This is a genomic window from Rhizobium sp. BK098, assembly GCF_014193155.1.
In the GTDB taxonomy this organism is placed as follows: Bacteria; Pseudomonadota; Alphaproteobacteria; order Rhizobiales; family Rhizobiaceae; genus Rhizobium.
Window position 1 is genome coordinate 132,572 of record NZ_JACHYY010000001.1, and the last position, 17,114, is coordinate 149,685.

A 17,114-nucleotide genomic window follows, 5' to 3' on the forward strand; every position below is an offset into this window, starting at 1 on the left:
CTCCATGTCCGGCGAGGCTGTTTCATTCTGCCGCGAAGGGCGGCAGCTTTAGGACATTCGTACCCACGGATCTGTTTCTGCCGTCTTTGTTCTCGATGGTTTCAAGCCGCTCTTCCAGATTGGCAAGCGACTGGCGGTTTTCATTGACGGCGACGGCCAAGCCTTCCTTGGTGATGACCTCGTCATCCACATCCTTCCTTCCGACAAGTCTGCCGAAGAGATAGCCTAGCAGACGGGACAAGTCGTCCATGATGAGGAAGAAGGACGGCACGACCACCAGGCTGAGCACCGTGGAAACGATGATGCCGCCGATCACGGCAATCGCCATCGGTGCGCGGAAGGAGCCGCCTTCGCCTACGCCGAGAGCTGATGGCAGCATGCCGGCCGACATGGCGATCGAGGTCATGATGATCGGACGGGCGCGCTTGCGGCCGGCTTCGACCACCGCTTCCAGCCTCGGCATGCCCTGATGCATCATCTCGATGGCGAAATCGACCAGCAGAATAGCGTTCTTCGTCACAATGCCCATCAGCATCAGAATGCCGATCATGACGGGCATGGACAGCGCGTTGCCGGTTAGGATCAGGGCCAGCGCCACGCCGCCGATCGCCAATGGCAGCGAGAGCAGAATGGTGAAGGGCTGGATCACATCCTTGAACAGCAGGATCAGCACGGTCAGAACAAGCATGAGGCCGAGCAGCATGGCGTTGCCGAAGCTCTGCTGCATTTCCTTCTGGACCTTGGTATCGCCGCTTTCCGCCAGATGCACGGTTGCCGGAATCTTGGCGTTGTTGACGATTTCGAGGAAATGCTCGGATGCCGTATCCAATGCCACACCTTGCGGCAGGTCGGCGCCGATGGCGACCACGCGGAAGCGATTGTTGCGCTTGATGGACGACAGGCCTTCGGAATAGTCGATGTCGGCCACGCTCGACAGAGGTACGGTGTTGCCAGTGGCAGTCTTGATACGCAAGGCGCGGATCGCCGCCAGGTCTCGGCGCATGCCGAGCGAGGCCTGAACGCGGATCGGAATCTGGCGGTCGTCGAGCGAGATCTTCGCGAGCGAAGCGTCGATGTCGCCGATGGTGGCAACGCGGATCGTGTCGGAAATCATCTGCGGCGTGATGCCGAGGCGCGCGGCCTCGTCTTTGCGCGGATAGATCTGCAGTTCCGGCCGCGGCAGGGCGCCGTCGGCGCTGACATTGGCGAGCGCCGGATCGGTACGCAGCTTGGCTTCCAGGATGCCGACGGCCTGGTTGAGATCCTTCTCGCTGCGCGAGAGGAAGTTATAGGTCAGGTCGCGATCGCCGCGGTCGTTTAGCTTGGTGATGCGGACGTCGGGAATGGAGCTCAGCTTTGCAAAGACTTCCTTCTCGATGTCCCATTGCGGGCGTACGCGCCCGTGGACGGTGACCTTCGGCAGGTGAGGGCCGATGACAGGGAGCGAGCCCAGGACGTCGTTCACCAGCTTCTTTGCCAGCGACTGATCGAGCTTGCCAAGCGTCAGCGTTACGGTGGCGCGGCGCAGTTCCAGATCGCCCTTCGGCGAGGCGCCGCCGAGCACGAAGACGCTTTCGACACCATCTATGCTTTTCACGCGCCGATAGATTTCGTTGGTTGCCTGTTCGGTATCATCGAGCCGGGCGTTCGGCGGCAGTTCCGCCGACAGAACGATGCGCGAGGCGTCTTCCGGCGGGATGAAGCTTCCGGGAACGAACGTGATGAGAGCGAAGACCGATGCGATCGAGAAGGCGAAGGCGGCGAGCAGCGTCGGATAACGCGTGTACCACTTCTTCGTCGTCAGCCGCACCAGCCAGCTATAGCCACGCATGAAGCGGCCGTCATTGTCGTGATGATCGTCGACGCCATCTTCGGCGCGCATCAGATAGGCGGCCATCATCGGCGTGATCAGACGCGCCACCAGCAGCGAGAAGAACACCGAGAAGGCGACCGTCAGACCGAACTGAATGAAATACTGGCCCGGAATGCCCGGCATAAAGGAGACCGGCACAAAGACCGCGATGATGGTGAAGGTCGTCGCGATAACGGCAAGACCGATTTCGTCTGCAGCATCGATGGCAGCGCGATAGGGCGTCTTGCCCATCTTGATGTGGCGGGCGATGTTCTCGATTTCGACGATGGCGTCGTCGACGAGAATACCGGTCGCCAGCGTCAATGCCAGGAAGCTGACGAGGTTCAGCGAGAAGCCGATCTGGTTCATGATCCAGAATGTCGGGATCGCGGAGAGCGGCAGGGCAACCGCCGATATCAGCGTTGCGCGCCAGTTCCGCAGGAACAGGAAGACGACGATGACGGCCAGTATGGCGCCTTCGATCAGCGTGTGCATCGCCGATTCGTAGTTGCCATAGGTGTAGTAGACGGAGTCGTCGATCATCTCGATCGAGACGTTCGGGTTCTCGGCGCGCACCTTGTCGAGCGTGTCGGCGACCGTCTTGGCGACCGTCACTTCGCTCGCGCCCTTGGCGCGGAATACGCCGAAGGTGACAACGGGGGCGCTGTTGAAGCGCGAAAAGGACTTCGGTTCCTGATAGGTGTCCTTGATGGCGCCGAGATCGGAGAGCTTGACGAAGCGGCCGTTGGTCAGAGCGATCGTCGTATCGGCGAGCTGGGCGACGTTGCGGGCGTCGCCGAGCACGCGGATTGCCTGTTCGCTGCCGGCAACCTGGCCGCGGCCGGAGCCGAGATCGATATTGGTGCTGCGAAGCTGCTGGCTCACCGAAAGCGCTGTTATGCCATAGGCGTTCAGCTTGTTCGGATCGAGCTCGATGCGCACTTCCCGATCGGCGCCGCCATAGCGGTCGACGCGGCCGATGCCTGCTTTGCCCTGCAGCGCGCGCTTGACCGTATCGTCCACGTACCAGGACAGCTCCTCGAGCGTCATGTTCGGCGAGGACACGGCAAAGCTCTGGATCGCCTGGCCGACGACATCGACCTTGGAGACGATCGGCTCGTCGATGGTCGACGGCAGATTGCCGCGGATGCGGTCGATCGCATCCTTGGTATCCTGAACGGCCTGCTCGGTCGGCACTTCCAGGCGGAAGACGACGACGGTCTGCGATTGGCCATCCGTGACGGTGGATTGGATTTCGTCGATGCCGTTGATGCTGGCGACGGCGTCTTCGATCTCCTTCGTCACCTGCATTTCGAGCTCGGCCGGCGAGGCGCCGCTCTGCGTCACGGTGACATTGACGATCGGCACGTCGATGTTCGGGAAGCGGGTGATGGGCAGATTGAAGAAGGCGTGCGCGCCCACCACCATCAGCAGGAAGAAGCCGAGGAGCGGGGCGACCGGATTTCGAATGGACCAGGCGGAGAAGTTCATCTTGCCGTTCTCACTCAGTTGGAGGCTTGCGACGCGTCGCGCACAGGCGTGATATGGTCGCCGTCGCGAACATAGGCACCGGCCTTGGCGACGACGTCATCGCCCGCTTTCAGGCCTTTGAGGATCTCGACATAGCCAGCGTCCTGAATGCCTGTCTCGACAGTCAGGAATTTGACCACGCCATTCTCGACCTTGCGGACGGACGAGCCGTTTTCCTCGCTATTGACGGCCGTCAGTGGCAAGGCGACGCCATCTTCCTGGCGAATGATGATCTCGGCGCTGCCATACATGCCGGCGCGCGCCTTCTCGCCATCGTCGATCGTGATATGCACCGCGCCGAGGCGGGTGACGGGGTCAACGATCGGAGCGACGAGACGGACAGTTCCGGCAAGCTTCTCGCGGCTGCCGGAGAGCGCGATGGACGCTTTCTGACCGATCGTGATCTTGGTGATATCAGTCTCGGAGACATCGACCACCAGCTCGAGTTGGCTGTCGCGGATGATGGTGAAGAGCGGATCGCCATTGCCGTTCGCGATAGCCCCGACACGGGCATCGCGCGATGCGACGGTGCCTGCCACCGGGGTCTTGATGCCGGTGCGGGCAAGTTTCAGATCCGTATCGGCGATCTGGCTATCCGTGACCTTGAGATCGGCCTCCGCAACGGCGATCGCCTGTTCGGCGGAAACCACGCGCGCCTTGTTGGCGGCAGCCGAAGCAATGGCCTGCTCCACGGAGGAGGTCGACATGGTCCCCTTGGCACCCATGGCAACGGCGCGCACGCGCTGCAATTCGGCCTCTTCGGCATTGGCGCGGGCTTCGGCGAGCTGTGCGTGCAATTGCGCCAGGCTTGCCTCGCCCTTGGCCCGCGTCGCCTGCATCTGGCTCTTCTGCAGGATCAGCGCGTCGTCGTTCAGCGTGGCAAGCGTGCTGTTCGCGCTGACCTTGTCACCGACATCGGCATTGAGCGAACGGATGGAGAGACCGTCCACCTGCGGCTGGATGTAGACTTCTTCGACGGCCTTCACCGTGCCGTTCGCGACGACCTTGTCGGTCAGGTGGCGCATTGCGGCCGTGGTGATGACGATTGCGGGCAGGTTCTGTTTCGGCGTGGTGACGGCAGCCTGCTCTGCCATGGCAGCGGGAGCGGCCAGCAGGGAAAGCAGAATGGCAGTCGTGCTCAGAAGTCTAAACGGCGTGAAGGCCATGCGTCCGGTTCCAGTTCGGCATTGGTCAAAGGGATTTCGCGGTTTTCCGTCGCGAGCACGGGAGATCACTGCATGCGAGCCGGCTTCCCCGGCGGATGACTGCATAATTCCTTAAATCGAATCGATTCAAGGGTAAAATTATGCAGCAGATTTAAAGTGTTACAGCGACCTTTGCGCGTCATATTTGACGCGCGGCGCTGTAATATCCGTCTGTCATGCCTTGCAGGTCCTCATCCTAAAATCGCCCTTGTAGATGGGAGCGGTTTTCAATTCTCGCAAGATCACGAGAAAATGATTTCGCGGGCATTTCTATCGTCTACAACCATGCGAAGCAATCACGGCATTGTGATGTCAGCATTCGAATAATTGATAGGCGAAGGCTTTTCAGGCAATTCCTGCAAGAAAGCCAGCCTTTTGTGGCTGCTGTTACAAAATGAAAAAAAACGCGCGAGGCCGCAAACCTCGCGCGTTTTAGTCTCTGTGATTGCTTCAGCCTACTTCAGAGCAGCGTCCGTGATCTCATGCGTATAGGCGCCGGATGGCTTCTTGTTGATGATCTTCTGGTCGAGCAAGGCTTCGGCCGTACGGTCATAGGTCTTCATATCAAGTTTGCCGTTGCCGATAAGCTTGGCGACTTCGCCCGCCATGCGCTTCTGGTGGTTTTCATCCTGGCCGCCATTGTCCATGACGATTTCGGCGGCTTCGTCCGGATGCTCGACGGCATATTTCCAGCCCTTCATCGACGCGCGGACGAATTTCACCATATCAGCCTTGAACTTCGCATCCTTCAGCTTGTCTTCCTTGACGTAGAGGCCGTCTTCCAGAAGGTCGTTGCCGAGCTTGGTGTAGTTGAAGACGGTCAGGTCTTCGGCCTTGAAGCCGGCATCGATCGCCTGCCAGTACTCGTTATAGGTCATGACGGAGATGCAGTCGGCCTGCTTCTGGACGAGCGGCTGCACATCGAAGCTCTGCTTCAGAACGTTGACGCCATCCTTGCCGCCGTCGGTCTTCAGGCCGAGTTTGTGCATCCAGGCAAAGAAGGGATATTCGTTGCCATAGAACCAGACGCCGAGGGTGTGCCCCTTGAAATCCTTCTCAGTCTTGACCGGGCCGTCCTTCGGGCAGATCAGCTCCAGACCGGATTTTTCGAAGGGCTGCGCGATGTTGATGAGCGGCACGCCTTTTTCGCGGGCAACCAGCGCACCGCCCATCCAGTCGACGATCACATCGGCGCCGCCGCCGGCGATCACCTGTTCCGGAGCGATATCAGGGCCGCCAGCCTTGATATCGACATCGAGACCTTCTTCCTTGTAAAAGCCCTTGTCCTTGGCGACGAAATAGCCGCCGAACTGAGCCTGGGCCACCCATTTCAGCTGCAGCGTCAATTTATCCGCCGCCATCGCGCTCTGGGTGGCGGCAAGCGTCATGGCACTTGCCATCAATGCAAAGATTATTTTTTTCATGTCTTCACCCTTTCCCTCTGAAGTTATGCCTCGATCCCTTTGAAGAGATCCTGGATTACGCCTGCCCACCACGGATAGACGGATGCCAGAACGTCACCATTCGTTCGATGATGGCGACGATACCGTAAAAGACCGAGCCGGCGATCGCGGCAACCGCGATCTCGGCCCAGACCATATCGAGGTTCAACCGGCCATTTTCGGTTGAAATGCGAAAGCCCATGCCCGACATGGGCGTGCCAAAGAACTCCGCCACGATGGCACCAATCATCGCCAGGGTCGAGTTGATCTTCAGCGCATTGAAAATAAAGGGAGCGGCGGCCGGAAGCCGCAGCTTGAAGAGCGTCTGCCAGTAGCTCGACGCGTAGGTCCGCATCAGGTCGCGTTCCATATTGCCGGCGGCGGCAAGGCCCGTCACCGTATTCACCAGCATTGGGAAGAAAGTCATGATGACGACGACGGCGGCTTTCGATTGCCAATCGAAGCCGAACCACATGACCATAATCGGCGCGACGCCGATGATCGGCAGGGCCGAGACGAAATTGCCGATTGGCAGCAGACCGCGGCGCAGGAAGGCGAAGCGATCCGCGAGAATGGCGACGATGAAGCCGCTGGCGCAGCCGATGATGTAGCCGATCAGGACAGCGGTGAGGATCGTCTGGCGGACATCGATCCATAATGTTGGAATTGAATTGACGATCCTGGCGCCGATGGCACTCGGCGGCGGCAAAAGGACCAGAGAAACGCCGGCGCCGCGAGTGACGGCTTCCCAGATGATCAGTATCCATATGCCGAAGATCGCCGGGATCAGCAGCCGCAGCGTATAATTGCCGGCGGTCGAATGCGACCGCATCGACGATAGGACGGAAACGCAGCGCCAGGCCAGCAACCAGGCGGCGGCAATCAGAATGAAGAAGGACGCTTGCGCCTTGCCTTCATTGCCGGAAATTCCGGCAAGCAGCAGCCATGCCGCCGCATGCGCGCCGAAGAAGAGGGTCGCCGCGCTCAGGTCCGCGGATAGGCGCATGAAGGAGAGGGCGGCCGCTGCGGCAATTAGAATGAAGATGACGAAGGTCGTTCCGCTGCTGACGGGTGCCGCGGCATCCGCCGCAAGCATCGGCAACGCGGGGATCGCCAACAGACAGAGAAGAATGGCAAGCATGCCTTGCCAGGAGAAATGAAAGGATCTCATGCCGTTCTGCCTCCCATCGAACGGTCGACAATGCGGGCAGCGATGCTGACGATACCGACGAGGACCGCCGCGAGGACGGAGCCTGCGACGAGAGCTGCCCATATATCGATCGTCTGGCTGTAGTAGGAGCCGGCGAGCAGCTTTGCGCCGATGCCGGCGACCGCGCCCGTCGGCAGCTCGCCGACGATCGTTCCGACCAGGCTTGCGGCAATCGCAACCTTCATGGAGGTGAAGAGGAAGGGGACCGAAGCCGGCACGCGCAACTTCCAGAAGGTCTGCCAGCTGCTGGCATTATAGGTGCGCATCAGGTCGAGATGCATGATTTCCGGCGAACGAAGACCCTTTGTCATGCCGACGGTGACCGGGAAGAACGATAGATAGGTGGAAATCAGCGCTTTCGGGATCAATCCGTCTATGCCAAGGGCACTGAAGACGACGATGATCGTCGGCGCAATGGCGAGGATCGGGATGGTCTGCGACGCGATGATCCAGGGCATGAGACTGCGGTCGAGTGCGACGAGGTGAACGATGCCAACTGCAAAGAGGACGCCGAGGATTGTGCCGAATGCGAAGCCGACCGCCGTCGGCGCCAGCGTTATCCATGCATTGTAGACGAGGCTGCGATTGCTCGTAGGAACCCGCAGGAAAGTGTTTTCGAAGACATTCTGCGCTACCTGATGCGGCGCAGGCAGAGTCGGCTTCGGCTGCGCCAGCGTCTTGCCGATGAATTCCACCGTCGTCGGGGTGACATTACCGCGCCGGTCTAGATCGCGCTGGAATGGCGCGTTGAGGATGACGGCGAAGACGTACCAGAGCAGGATGATTGCCAGGACGATCGTCGTGACCGGCAGGAACTTGTGCTTGAAGAACTGTTCCTTTTCCATGCTCATGCCGTCCCCGTGCACGGGGGCAGGTCAAGGGTGAAGGGCTGTCGCGCGACGGAGCTATCCATCGTCCTATTCCTCATAGCTGTGCCCCGCTCTCAGTCCTTCCCGGACGCGGTGAGCGATTTCCAGGAATTCCGGCGTTTCGCGAATGTCGAGTGGTCGCTCTGCTGGAAGCGTCGATTCGATGACATCGGTGACGCGGCCCGGCCGCGGCGACATGACCACGATCTTGGTGGAGAGATAGACAGCTTCCGGGATGGAGTGGGTGACGAAGCAAATGGTCTTGTTCGTCTGCTTCCATAGCTTCAGAAGTTGTTCGTTCAGGTAGTCGCGGACGATTTCGTCCAGCGCGCCGAAGGGCTCGTCCATCAGCAGCAGATCGGCATCGAAGGCCAGCGCGCGGGCGATCGAGGCTCGCTGTTGCATGCCGCCTGAAAGCTGCCAGGGGAACTTGTGCTCGAAGCCATTGAGATTGACGAGGTCGAGGGTCCGCGCGATGCGCTTGGCCTGCTCTTGCCTGTCATAGCCCATGATCTCAAGCGGCAGGGCGATGTTCTTTTCGATCGTTCGCCAGGGATAGAGGGCTGCGGCCTGAAAGACGTAGCCGTAGGCGCGGGCCTTGCGGGCATCTTCCGGCGACATGCCGTTGACGGAGATGTCGCCTGATGTCTTTCGCTCAAGATCGGCAATCACCCGCAGAAAGGTGGTCTTGCCACAGCCGGAGGGGCCGATGAAGGAGACGAAATCGCCCTTGCGAACATCGAGATCCACATTGCTCAGCGCATTCACCGGCCCGTCGTTCGTATCGTAGGTGAGACAGAGATTCCGCGCGGAGACGACGGAGGAAGCGGATGACGTCATTAACACCTACCAGTCCTGTTTTCGCCGCATGGTTGGGGCGGATTGCGTGTTATCCTGTTTGGCATTGCCGCAGTCCGGAGAGGCGAGGGCGCCTTTTGGCTGCTGGACCGAGGGGAGCAATGCCATGAATGTCTCATCGAAGCCCACCTGCCGTGTTGTGCGGCCCGGCAGCGCCTATGCCGGAAAACAGGGCCTCAGCTATTTCGAAGGGATTGCCGCCGAGACGGTGGGCTCGACGGGGATCTGCATGCATCTTTTGACGATCCCGCCCGGCGCCCGCGCCAAGGCGCATCTTCACGCCTCGCATGAGACAGCGATCTATGCGATTTCCGGCGAGACGCATTGCTGGTTCGGCGACCGGCTGGAAGAACACGTCATCGTCCGCGAAGGCGAGATGTTCTATATTCCGGCCGGCGTTCCGCATCTTCCCGCGAATCTCAGCGACCGGCCGGCGACAGCGGTCATCGCCCGAACCGACCCGAACGAGCAGGAAAGCGTCGTCCTGCTGCCGGATCTGGAGCGGTATGTGCCGCGCTAGAGCATTTTCGCTTTTCTTCGAATCGCGAAAATGCTCTATCTCTTTGTTTTTACGCAATTTCGGACGGAAAACCGCTATGTACTTTTCCTGGAATTGCTCTAGGCGGCCGATGAGCCGAAGCGCCGTGCCCAAGCGTCATACCCCGCTGGCGGGGATGCCGCTGCGCTGCACCTTGCGCGGCGCTGTGACTTCTTTCCAGGTCGAAAGCGCGCGGTTGACGGCGGTGAAGGGATCACGCCTGACGAACTCGCCGTGGCCTTCCCGGGTCTTGACCGTGCCTTCCTCGATGGCCACCACGCCCCGCGTCAGCGTATAGCGTGGCAGGCCGGTGACTTCCTTGCCCTCGAAGACATTGTAGTCGATCGCCGATTGCTGCGTCTTGGCGGCGATGGTCTTAGAGCGCTTCGGATCCCAGACGACGATATCGGCATCGGCGCCGACAAGGATCGCGCCCTTCTTCGGATAGACGTTGAGGATCTTGGCGATGTTGGTCGATGTGACGGCGACGAATTCGTTCATCGTCAGGCGGCCGGTGTTGACGCCGTAGGTCCAGAGCATCGGCAGGCGATCCTCAAGGCCGCCGGTGCCATTCGGGATCTTGGTGAAGTCGTTGAGGCCGAAGCGCTTCTGCTCGGTGGTAAAGGCGCAGTGGTCGGTCGCGACCACCTGCAGCGAGCCGGAGGCAAGACCGGCCCAGAGGCTGTCCTGATGCTGCTTGTTACGGAAGGGCGGCGACATGACGCGGCGGGCGGCATGGTCCCAATCCGCGTTGGCATATTCGCTTTCGTCGAGCGTCAGGTGCTGGATCAGCGGCTCGCCGTAAACGCGCATGCCTTTCTGACGGGCGCGGCGGATGGCTTCGTGCGCCTGTTCGCAAGAGGTATGGACGATGTAGACGGGCGAACCGGCCATGTCGGCGATCATGATGGCCCGGTTCGTTGCCTCGCCTTCGACCTCGGCCGGGCGGGAGTAGGCATGCGCCTCCGGACCGTTATTGCCTTCGGCCAGCAGCTTTGCCTGCATCTGTGCGACCACATCGCCGTTTTCGGCGTGGACGAGCGGCAATGCGCCAAGCTCGGCGCAGCGCTGGAAGGAAGAGAACATCTCGTCGTCATCCACCATCAGCGCGCCCTTATAGGCCATGAAATGCTTGAAAGTGTTGATGCCCTTGTCGCGGACGATGGCTTCCATCTCGTTGAAGACCTGCTCGCCCCACCAGGTGATCGCCATGTGGAAGGAATAGTCGCAGGTGGCGCGAGTGGACTTGTTGTCCCACATGGTCAGCGCCTCGAGCAGCGACTGGCCGGGTGAGGGAAGTGCAAAATCCACCACCATGGTCGTGCCACCGGCAAGGGCAGCGCGGGTGCCGCTCTCGAAATCGTCGGAGGAATAAGTTCCCATGAACGGCATTTCGAGATGCGTGTGCGGATCGATGCCGCCGGGCATGACGTAACAGCCGGAGGCATCGAGCACTTCGTTGCCCGAGAGATTCTGCCCGATTTCGACGATCTTGCCGCCTTCGATCTTCACGTCCGCCTTATAGGTCAGGTCGGCCGTGACGATGGTTCCACCCTTGATGACTGTGCTCATTGTGTACTCCTGGTGTTGTCAGTCCCGTACCGGTCTTCCCAGGTCAGGTAACCAAGTCTTCTTGCGTCTTCCTCAACAGAGATGATTGCTTCCCAAACAATCAACGCCGCCGAACGCGACGCCTCCACGCTCAATTCGCCTAAACCGTTCGAAAAGCCTCTCGCGTCATATCTGTAGCTCTCCAAATATCCCCACAAGGCGTTTTTATTTCTGCCCTTGCCCAAAGAATAATCATCGAAGTGCTCCTCGTAATCCCGCAGATCTTTGAGGTTGGGAACTGCGCTATCAAAACGAGCGATAAAACTGCAATCTGGCTGGAGTGATGCCTCGATTTTCTGAAGCATCAACAGACACCTCCGAAGTCGACTTAGAAAAATTAATAACACTTCCCAGTCGTTCTTGAGAGTATAGTGAGAGTATCCAAGGTGGGTTTCCTCACTTCCTCTAAGTACCTCGCCCTCAGATTCTTGCAGCCTCTCAATTTGCCTTTCGACACCCCAGCAGTATCGACTTGCCAGTCGCCTGACCCTTGCATAATTCGAGACAGAGTCCTTCTGGCTCAAGCCACGATCTCCGCCGTCTCGACGACTGCGTGGAACAGCACATCCGCGCCGGCGGTCGCCCATTCCTTGGAGATTTCTTCCGCCTCGTTGTGGGAGAGGCCGCCGACGCAGGGGCACATGACCATGGTGGCGGGGGCGACCTTGGCAGCCCAGCAGGCATCGTGGCCGGCACCGGAGATGATGTTCATGTGGCTGTAGCCGAGTTTCTCGGCCGCGTTGCGCACGGAAGTGACGAGCTTCGGATCGAAAGTCACCGGCTCGAAATGGCCGATGGCTTCGACCGTGCAGCCGACGCCGAGGGCATCGGCGATCTTCTTGCCTTCGGCTTCGATCTTGGCACGCATGCGATCGAGCTTTTCCTTGTCGGGCGTGCGGATGTCGACAGTGAAGACCACCTTGCCCGGCAACACGTTGCGCGAATTCGGCGAGAAGAAAACCTGGCCGACGCCGCCGACGGCCCCCGGCTGGTTTTCCATCGCGACGCTCTGCACCATCTCGATGATACGCGACATGGCAAGGCCGGCGTTGACGCGGAGATTCATTGGCGTCGAACCAGTATGGGCCTCCTTGCCGGTCAGCGTGAATTCCAGCCACCAGAGGCCCTGACAGTGCGTGACGACGCCGATGGTCTTGTCCTCGGCTTCGAGGATCGGGCCCTGCTCGATGTGATATTCGAAATAGGCATGCATCTTGCGAGCGCCGACCTCTTCGTCACCAAGCCAGCCGATGCGCTTCAGCTCTTCGCCATAGGTCTTGCCGTCCGGATCCTTGCGGCCATAGGCATAGTCCAGTGTGTGCACGCCGGCAAAAACGCCGGAGGCGAGCATCGCGGGTGCGAAGCGCGCCCCTTCCTCGTTGGCCCAGTTGGTGACGACAATCGGGTGCTTGGTCTTGATGCCGAGGTCGTTCATCGTGCGGACAACTTCGAGCGCTGCGAGCACACCGAGGACGCCGTCATACTTGCCTCCGGTCGGCTGGGTGTCGAGATGCGAACCGACATAGACGGGGAGCGCAGCCGGGTCGGTGCCGGGGCGAGTGGCGAACATCGTACCCATCTTGTCGACGCCGACAGTCAGGCCGGCCTTGTCGCACCAGGTCTTGAAAAGGCTGCGTCCTTCGGCATCGGCATCGGTCAGCGTTTGGCGATTGTTGCCGCCGGCAATGCCTGGGCCGATCTTCGCCATGTCCATCAGCGTATCCCAAAGGCGATCGCCATTGATACGCATGTTTTCTCCTGGCGCTGCCACCATGATGCAATCCTCACCTGTTTGTCCTGGGGCACGCAAGGCGCATGCCCGAAATTGTTCCCGTTGGTCTTATTTCAAATTCCGGAGCGTCGTCTTGTTTTTCTTGCCCGGAAATCGCCAGTTGCCTTTAGGAGACATCTGACAGATAATTTGACCGATTGGTAAACATTACAACTTCCGTGGCGCGGCTCAAGACGAAAAGCACGAAAAATTCCGATAAAATTTCAGGCGATTGCCGAAATCCGATGCATCGACAAGGTGAATGAGGGAACGGCCGAAAGGCTTGGATTTCAAGGAGAAACAGAGCAGATATGGCCATCCCCAGAGCCGCCAGGACGCAGCGCCGCACCCGAATTCAGGAAGAGAAAGAGGAAATCATACTGGAAGCCGCGCTGGACGTGTTTTCTGTCAGCGGCTTTCGTGGCTCGACCATCGACCAGATCGCCGAAGTCGCCGGCATGTCGAAGCCCAATCTGCTTTACTATTTTCGCACCAAGGAGGCGATGCATCGGGCCTTGATCGACAGGGTGCTGTTTACCTGGTTGGAACCGCTACGCGCCTTCGATGCCAACGGCGATCCGGAAAGCGAGATTCGGTCCTATATCCGCCGCAAGCTCGAAATGGCCCGCGATTTTCCACGCGAAAGCCGTCTGTTTGCCAATGAGATGCTGCAGGGTGCGCCGCATGTGGAGGATGAGCTGCGCGGGCCGTTGAAAGCCCTTGTCGATGAGAAGGCGGAAGTCATCCGCACCTGGGCCCGGAACGGCAAGATCGCCAAATGCGACCCCTATCACCTGATCTTCTCGATCTGGTCGACCACGCAGCACTATGCGGATTTCGATGTACAAGTGCGTGCGGTCTTGGGACCGGAGCATTCAGGCGAGGGGCGCTTCGAGGATGCCGCCCGCTATCTGGAACAGCTTTTCGTCGACGGGCTTCGGATTCGCCATAGCTGAGCGGCGGTGCGATCCCGGAAGCATAGCGCTGCATATCGCAGGTGAACGAGTTAAAGTTCCCTAATTCGATCGTGCGGATCTCGGTTACGAAGAAGGCGGCCGCAGCAAGCTGCGACCGCCTTTTGAATGCTTGCCGATATTGCCGCAGTTATTCCGCCGCCTGCCGAGCCATCGGATTGTTCGGATGGGTCGTCCAGTTGGCGTAGTTCGGGTCGACGACCTTGCCGGTGCGCTTGTCGAGGCTGCCTGCCGGAAGCTCTTCCATGGTGATGCAGTTCTCGACGGGGCAGACGTTGACGCAAAGATTGCAGCCGACGCATTCCTCTTCCATCACCTCGAAGCGCCTGACGCCATCGACGAAGTTGGTGATCGCCTGGTGCGAGGTGTCCTCGCAGGCGATGTGACAGCGGCCGCACTTGATGCAGGCGTCCTGGTCGATCTTCGCCTTGGCGATGTAGTTGAGGTTCAGATATTGCCAGTCGGAGACATTCGGCACGGCGCGGGCGATGACGTCGTCCAGGCTGCGGTGACCCTTTTCGTCCATCCAGTCGGAAAGGCCCGTGATCATCTCCTCGACGATCTTGAAGCCGTAGGTCATGGCCGCCGTGCACACCTGCACGTTGCCGGCGCCGAGCACCAGGAATTCCGCCGCATCGCGCCAGGTGGTGATGCCGCCGATTCCCGATATCGGCAGGCCGTAGGTTTCCGGATCGCGGGCGATTTCTGCCACCATGTTGAGCGCGATCGGCTTGACGGCCGGGCCGCAATAGCCGCCATGGCTGCCCTTGCCGCCGACAGTCGGGTTCGGAGCGAAATTATCGAGGTCGACCGAGACGATCGAGTTGATCGTGTTGATCAGCGAGACCGCATCCGTGCCGCCGGCCCTGGCGGCGCGAGCGGGCTTGCGGATATCGGTGATATTCGGCGTCAGCTTGGTGATGACCGGCATGCGCGTGTATTGCTTGCACCAGCGCACGACCATTTCGATATATTCCGGCACCTGTCCGACCGCGGAGCCCATGCCGCGTTCGGACATGCCGTGGGGACAGCCGAAGTTGAGCTCGATGCCGTCTGCTTCCGTTTCCTCAACCAACGGCAGGATCGCCTTCCAAGCCTGCTCCTCGCAAGGCACCATGATCGAGGCAATCAGCGCGCGATCCGGCCAGTTCTTCTTCACCTGCTTCATTTCCCGCAGGTTGGTGTGGAGGTCGCGGTCCGTGATCAGTTCGATGTTATTGAGGCCGAGCAGACGGCGGTCGGCGCCCCAGATCGCGCCGTAGCGCGGGCCGTTGACGTTGACGACAGGCGGGCCTTCTTCGCCGAGCGTCTTCCAGACTACGCCGCCCCAGCCTGCCTTGAAAGCGCGCTCGACGTTATAGGCCTTGTCGGTCGGCGGCGCGGAGGCGAGCCAGAACGGGTTCGGAGACTTGATGCCAACGAAATTATTGCGGAGATCAGCCATGTCGGTTCCCCTTTCAGGCGACTGCAGCGGCCGCCTTGGCGGCAGCGAGCGCACGGTTGATGGATTCGGCCGCGTCGCGACCCTGTGCCACGGCCGAGACCGTCAGGTCATCGCCGCCAAGCACGCAGTCGCCGCCGGCCCATACGCCTTCGATCGAGGTTCGGCCTTCGCCATCAATGGCGATGCGGCCGGATTCCATGCGCAGCGCGCCGAGGCCCGATGCCTCGAACGTCTGGCCGATCGCCTTGAAGATCTGGTCGGCGGCGATGACGCCGACATCGCCCGTGCCAACGAGCTTGCCGTCGCGCAGCTCGGTATATTCGACCTCGATTCCAGCGACCTTGCCGTCCTTGTCGAGGATGCGCTTTGGGGCGAGCCAATGGCGGATGATGACGCCCTTGGAGGTAGCCAGATCCTGCTCGAATTCCGAGGCGTTCATGTGCTCCTTGCCGCGGCGATAGCAGATCGTCACCTCTTCGGCGCCAAGCAGTTTTGCCTGCACAGCCGCATCGATCGCGGTCATGCCACCGCCGAGAACGACGACGCGGCGGCCGATGGCGATATCGGCTTTGTTGCCGGCCTGGCGAAGGTCGGCGATATAGGCGACGGCATCGGCGACACCATCGAGATCCTCGCCTTCGGCGCGCAGCGCGTTGACGCCGGCAAGGCCGAGGCCGAGGAAGACGGCGTCATATTGCTGGGAGAGGTCGGAAAGGCTGAAATCGCGGCCCAGCGCCTGGCCGTTCTTGACCTCGATACCGCCGATCGCAAGCACGTAATCGACTTCCTTCTGAGCGAAATCGTCGACTGCCTTGTAGGTGGCGATGCCGTATTCGTTCAGGCCGCCGGCCTTTTCGCGGGCGTCGAAGATGGTGACGTCATGGCCGTTGACCGCGAGGCGGTGAGCGCAGGCGAGGCCTGCCGGGCCGGCGCCGATGACGGCGATCTTCTTGCCGGTTGACGCGGCGCGCGAATAGAACTGCTTGTTCTCAGCCATCGCCGCGTCGGTCGCGTAGCGCTGCAGCCGGCCGATCTCGACGGGGCGCTCTTCGGCAGTGTTGCGTACGCAAGCCTGCTCGCAAAGCTGTTCGGTGGGACAGACGCGGGCGCACATGCCGCCGAGGATGTTCTGATCGAAGATCGTCTTGGCCGAGCCGATCGGATTACCCGTCGAGATCTGGCGGATGAACATCGGAATGTCGATGGAGGTGGGACAGGCCGTCATGCACGGCGCGTCGTAGCAGAAATAACAGCGGTCGGATGCGACCAGCGCCTCATGCTTGGTGAGGCGCGGGTGAAGATCGGAAAAGTTTGCATCATATTCGGCGGGCGTGAGCCTGCCTTTATGAATCCCAGTTTCCAGTCGTCCCATTGAAGTTCCCTCTTATAGTAAACGGCTAGTACTGGAACGGTAACTCAGCTTAAAAAATTTATCAAACGGTAAAATTTTGGAGCAAAGCGTGCCGCTGGGCGTTCTTCAACCATGGAAGGACTAATTCAGGAGGGCGGCCGATCATTGCTTTAAGCATATGATTTAATTGGTTTTTTACTTTCTTAGAGCAAGGCCCCAAAGAGATCGGGGTGTGATGAGGATGGCGAGCACCCGCCTATGGGCCGATAAGCATCATCTCTGCGGTCGCGCTGAAATGTGAAAGACTGATGAATTTTTTTGGGTCTGCATGGAACCAAGGCCATGCAGCATCGTTATGTCGATGTCCTGACGATGATCGCATCTCCCGATGCACGCCCAATACGTCTCAGGACTTCTACTCACGGTCCCCTCCCGATGAGTGCAAAGCAGCCAGTGCGC

The 17,114-nt window shown here is 60.0% G+C and carries 13 protein-coding genes; 2 read left to right on the forward strand and 11 right to left on the reverse strand.

All coding sequences use genetic code 11. From position 1 onward, the window contains the following. Nucleotides 1-22 precede the first annotated feature (22 nt). The 6 genes from FHT73_RS00640 to FHT73_RS00665 form a co-directional block, all read right to left on the reverse strand. On the reverse strand, nucleotides 23-3,343 hold the full coding sequence (locus FHT73_RS00640) for an efflux RND transporter permease subunit (protein ID WP_183709267.1): 3,321 nt from the start codon (nucleotides 3,341-3,343) through the stop codon (nucleotides 23-25). Between the two features lie 14 nt (nucleotides 3,344-3,357). Beyond that, nucleotides 3,358-4,548, reverse strand: coding sequence for an efflux RND transporter periplasmic adaptor subunit (locus tag FHT73_RS00645; RefSeq protein WP_183709268.1), 1,191 nt, complete (start codon nucleotides 4,546-4,548; stop codon nucleotides 3,358-3,360). Nucleotides 4,549-5,042: 494 nt separating this feature from the next. Next, a complete protein-coding gene (locus tag FHT73_RS00650) occupies nucleotides 5,043-6,011 on the reverse strand; it encodes an ABC transporter substrate-binding protein (RefSeq protein WP_112604507.1) in 969 nt (322 codons plus the stop codon). Nucleotides 6,012-6,066: 55 nt separating this feature from the next. Continuing rightward, the gene (locus tag FHT73_RS00655) at nucleotides 6,067-7,200 is read right to left on the reverse strand and encodes an ABC transporter permease (RefSeq protein WP_183709270.1); all 1,134 of its coding nucleotides are present in this window, start codon (nucleotides 7,198-7,200) and stop codon (nucleotides 6,067-6,069) included. Continuing rightward, entirely contained in the window at nucleotides 7,197-8,084 is an 888-nt protein-coding gene (locus FHT73_RS00660) for an ABC transporter permease (protein WP_112334903.1), read from the reverse strand. Before FHT73_RS00660 ends, FHT73_RS00655 begins: the two co-directional genes overlap by 4 nt. 72 nt (nucleotides 8,085-8,156) lie before the next feature. Then, a complete protein-coding gene (locus FHT73_RS00665) occupies nucleotides 8,157-8,948 on the reverse strand; it encodes an ABC transporter ATP-binding protein (RefSeq protein WP_112604513.1) in 792 nt (263 codons plus the stop codon). Nucleotides 8,949-9,072: 124 nt separating this feature from the next. Between FHT73_RS00665 and FHT73_RS00670 the strand changes: the two genes are divergently transcribed. Continuing rightward, nucleotides 9,073-9,486: a cupin domain-containing protein gene (locus FHT73_RS00670; RefSeq protein ID WP_015340823.1), complete on the forward strand. Its 414-nt coding sequence runs from the start codon at nucleotides 9,073-9,075 to the stop codon at nucleotides 9,484-9,486. A 135-nt stretch (nucleotides 9,487-9,621) separates the two neighbouring features. Here the strand turns inward: FHT73_RS00670 and hydA are convergent, their stop codons facing one another. From hydA to FHT73_RS00685, 3 genes are all read right to left on the reverse strand, one after another. Continuing rightward, the gene (hydA, locus tag FHT73_RS00675) at nucleotides 9,622-11,076 is read right to left on the reverse strand and encodes a dihydropyrimidinase (protein ID WP_112604516.1); all 1,455 of its coding nucleotides are present in this window, start codon (nucleotides 11,074-11,076) and stop codon (nucleotides 9,622-9,624) included. Continuing rightward, complete coding sequence (locus FHT73_RS00680) at nucleotides 11,073-11,420, reverse strand: hypothetical protein (protein ID WP_162708019.1); 348 nt, start codon at nucleotides 11,418-11,420, stop codon at nucleotides 11,073-11,075. Before FHT73_RS00680 ends, hydA begins: the two co-directional genes overlap by 4 nt. A 215-nt stretch (nucleotides 11,421-11,635) precedes the next feature. Continuing rightward, the gene (locus FHT73_RS00685; RefSeq protein WP_112604522.1) at nucleotides 11,636-12,889 is read right to left on the reverse strand and encodes a Zn-dependent hydrolase; all 1,254 of its coding nucleotides are present in this window, start codon (nucleotides 12,887-12,889) and stop codon (nucleotides 11,636-11,638) included. A 308-nt stretch (nucleotides 12,890-13,197) separates the two neighbouring features. On the opposite strand from FHT73_RS00685, the gene FHT73_RS00690 reads away from it, so the two are divergent. Next, on the forward strand, nucleotides 13,198-13,842 hold the full coding sequence (locus tag FHT73_RS00690) for a TetR family transcriptional regulator C-terminal domain-containing protein (RefSeq protein WP_112415444.1): 645 nt from the start codon (nucleotides 13,198-13,200) through the stop codon (nucleotides 13,840-13,842). A gap of 148 nt (nucleotides 13,843-13,990) precedes the next feature. Here the strand turns inward: FHT73_RS00690 and preA are convergent, their stop codons facing one another. Further along, the gene (preA, locus tag FHT73_RS00695; protein WP_112604525.1) at nucleotides 13,991-15,304 is read right to left on the reverse strand and encodes an NAD-dependent dihydropyrimidine dehydrogenase subunit PreA; all 1,314 of its coding nucleotides are present in this window, start codon (nucleotides 15,302-15,304) and stop codon (nucleotides 13,991-13,993) included. A 13-nt stretch (nucleotides 15,305-15,317) separates the two neighbouring features. Beyond that, complete coding sequence (locus tag FHT73_RS00700) at nucleotides 15,318-16,676, reverse strand: NAD(P)-dependent oxidoreductase (protein ID WP_112415446.1); 1,359 nt, start codon at nucleotides 16,674-16,676, stop codon at nucleotides 15,318-15,320. Between the last annotated feature and the right edge of the window lie 438 nt (nucleotides 16,677-17,114).

What these genes read in the sequence shown, in the direction of transcription:
- FHT73_RS00660 (WP_112334903.1), bottom strand. Translation starts at nt 8,084, where the DNA reads ATGGAAAAGGAACAGTTCTTCAAGCACAAGTTCCTGCCGGTCACGACG.
- FHT73_RS00640 (WP_183709267.1), bottom strand. Translation starts at nt 3,343, where the DNA reads ATGAACTTCTCCGCCTGGTCCATTCGAAATCCGGTCGCCCCGCTCCTC.
- hydA (WP_112604516.1), bottom strand. Translation starts at nt 11,076, where the DNA reads ATGAGCACAGTCATCAAGGGTGGAACCATCGTCACGGCCGACCTGACC.
- FHT73_RS00670 (WP_015340823.1), top strand. Translation starts at nt 9,073, where the DNA reads ATGAATGTCTCATCGAAGCCCACCTGCCGTGTTGTGCGGCCCGGCAGC.
- FHT73_RS00655 (WP_183709270.1), bottom strand. Translation starts at nt 7,200, where the DNA reads ATGAGATCCTTTCATTTCTCCTGGCAAGGCATGCTTGCCATTCTTCTC.
- FHT73_RS00645 (WP_183709268.1), bottom strand. Translation starts at nt 4,548, where the DNA reads ATGGCCTTCACGCCGTTTAGACTTCTGAGCACGACTGCCATTCTGCTT.
- FHT73_RS00700 (WP_112415446.1), bottom strand. Translation starts at nt 16,676, where the DNA reads ATGGGACGACTGGAAACTGGGATTCATAAAGGCAGGCTCACGCCCGCC.
- preA (WP_112604525.1), bottom strand. Translation starts at nt 15,304, where the DNA reads ATGGCTGATCTCCGCAATAATTTCGTTGGCATCAAGTCTCCGAACCCG.
- FHT73_RS00690 (WP_112415444.1), top strand. Translation starts at nt 13,198, where the DNA reads ATGGCCATCCCCAGAGCCGCCAGGACGCAGCGCCGCACCCGAATTCAG.
- FHT73_RS00685 (WP_112604522.1), bottom strand. Translation starts at nt 12,889, where the DNA reads ATGGTGGCAGCGCCAGGAGAAAACATGCGTATCAATGGCGATCGCCTT.
- FHT73_RS00680 (WP_162708019.1), bottom strand. Translation starts at nt 11,420, where the DNA reads ATGCTTCAGAAAATCGAGGCATCACTCCAGCCAGATTGCAGTTTTATC.
- FHT73_RS00665 (WP_112604513.1), bottom strand. Translation starts at nt 8,948, where the DNA reads ATGACGTCATCCGCTTCCTCCGTCGTCTCCGCGCGGAATCTCTGTCTC.
- FHT73_RS00650 (WP_112604507.1), bottom strand. Translation starts at nt 6,011, where the DNA reads ATGAAAAAAATAATCTTTGCATTGATGGCAAGTGCCATGACGCTTGCC.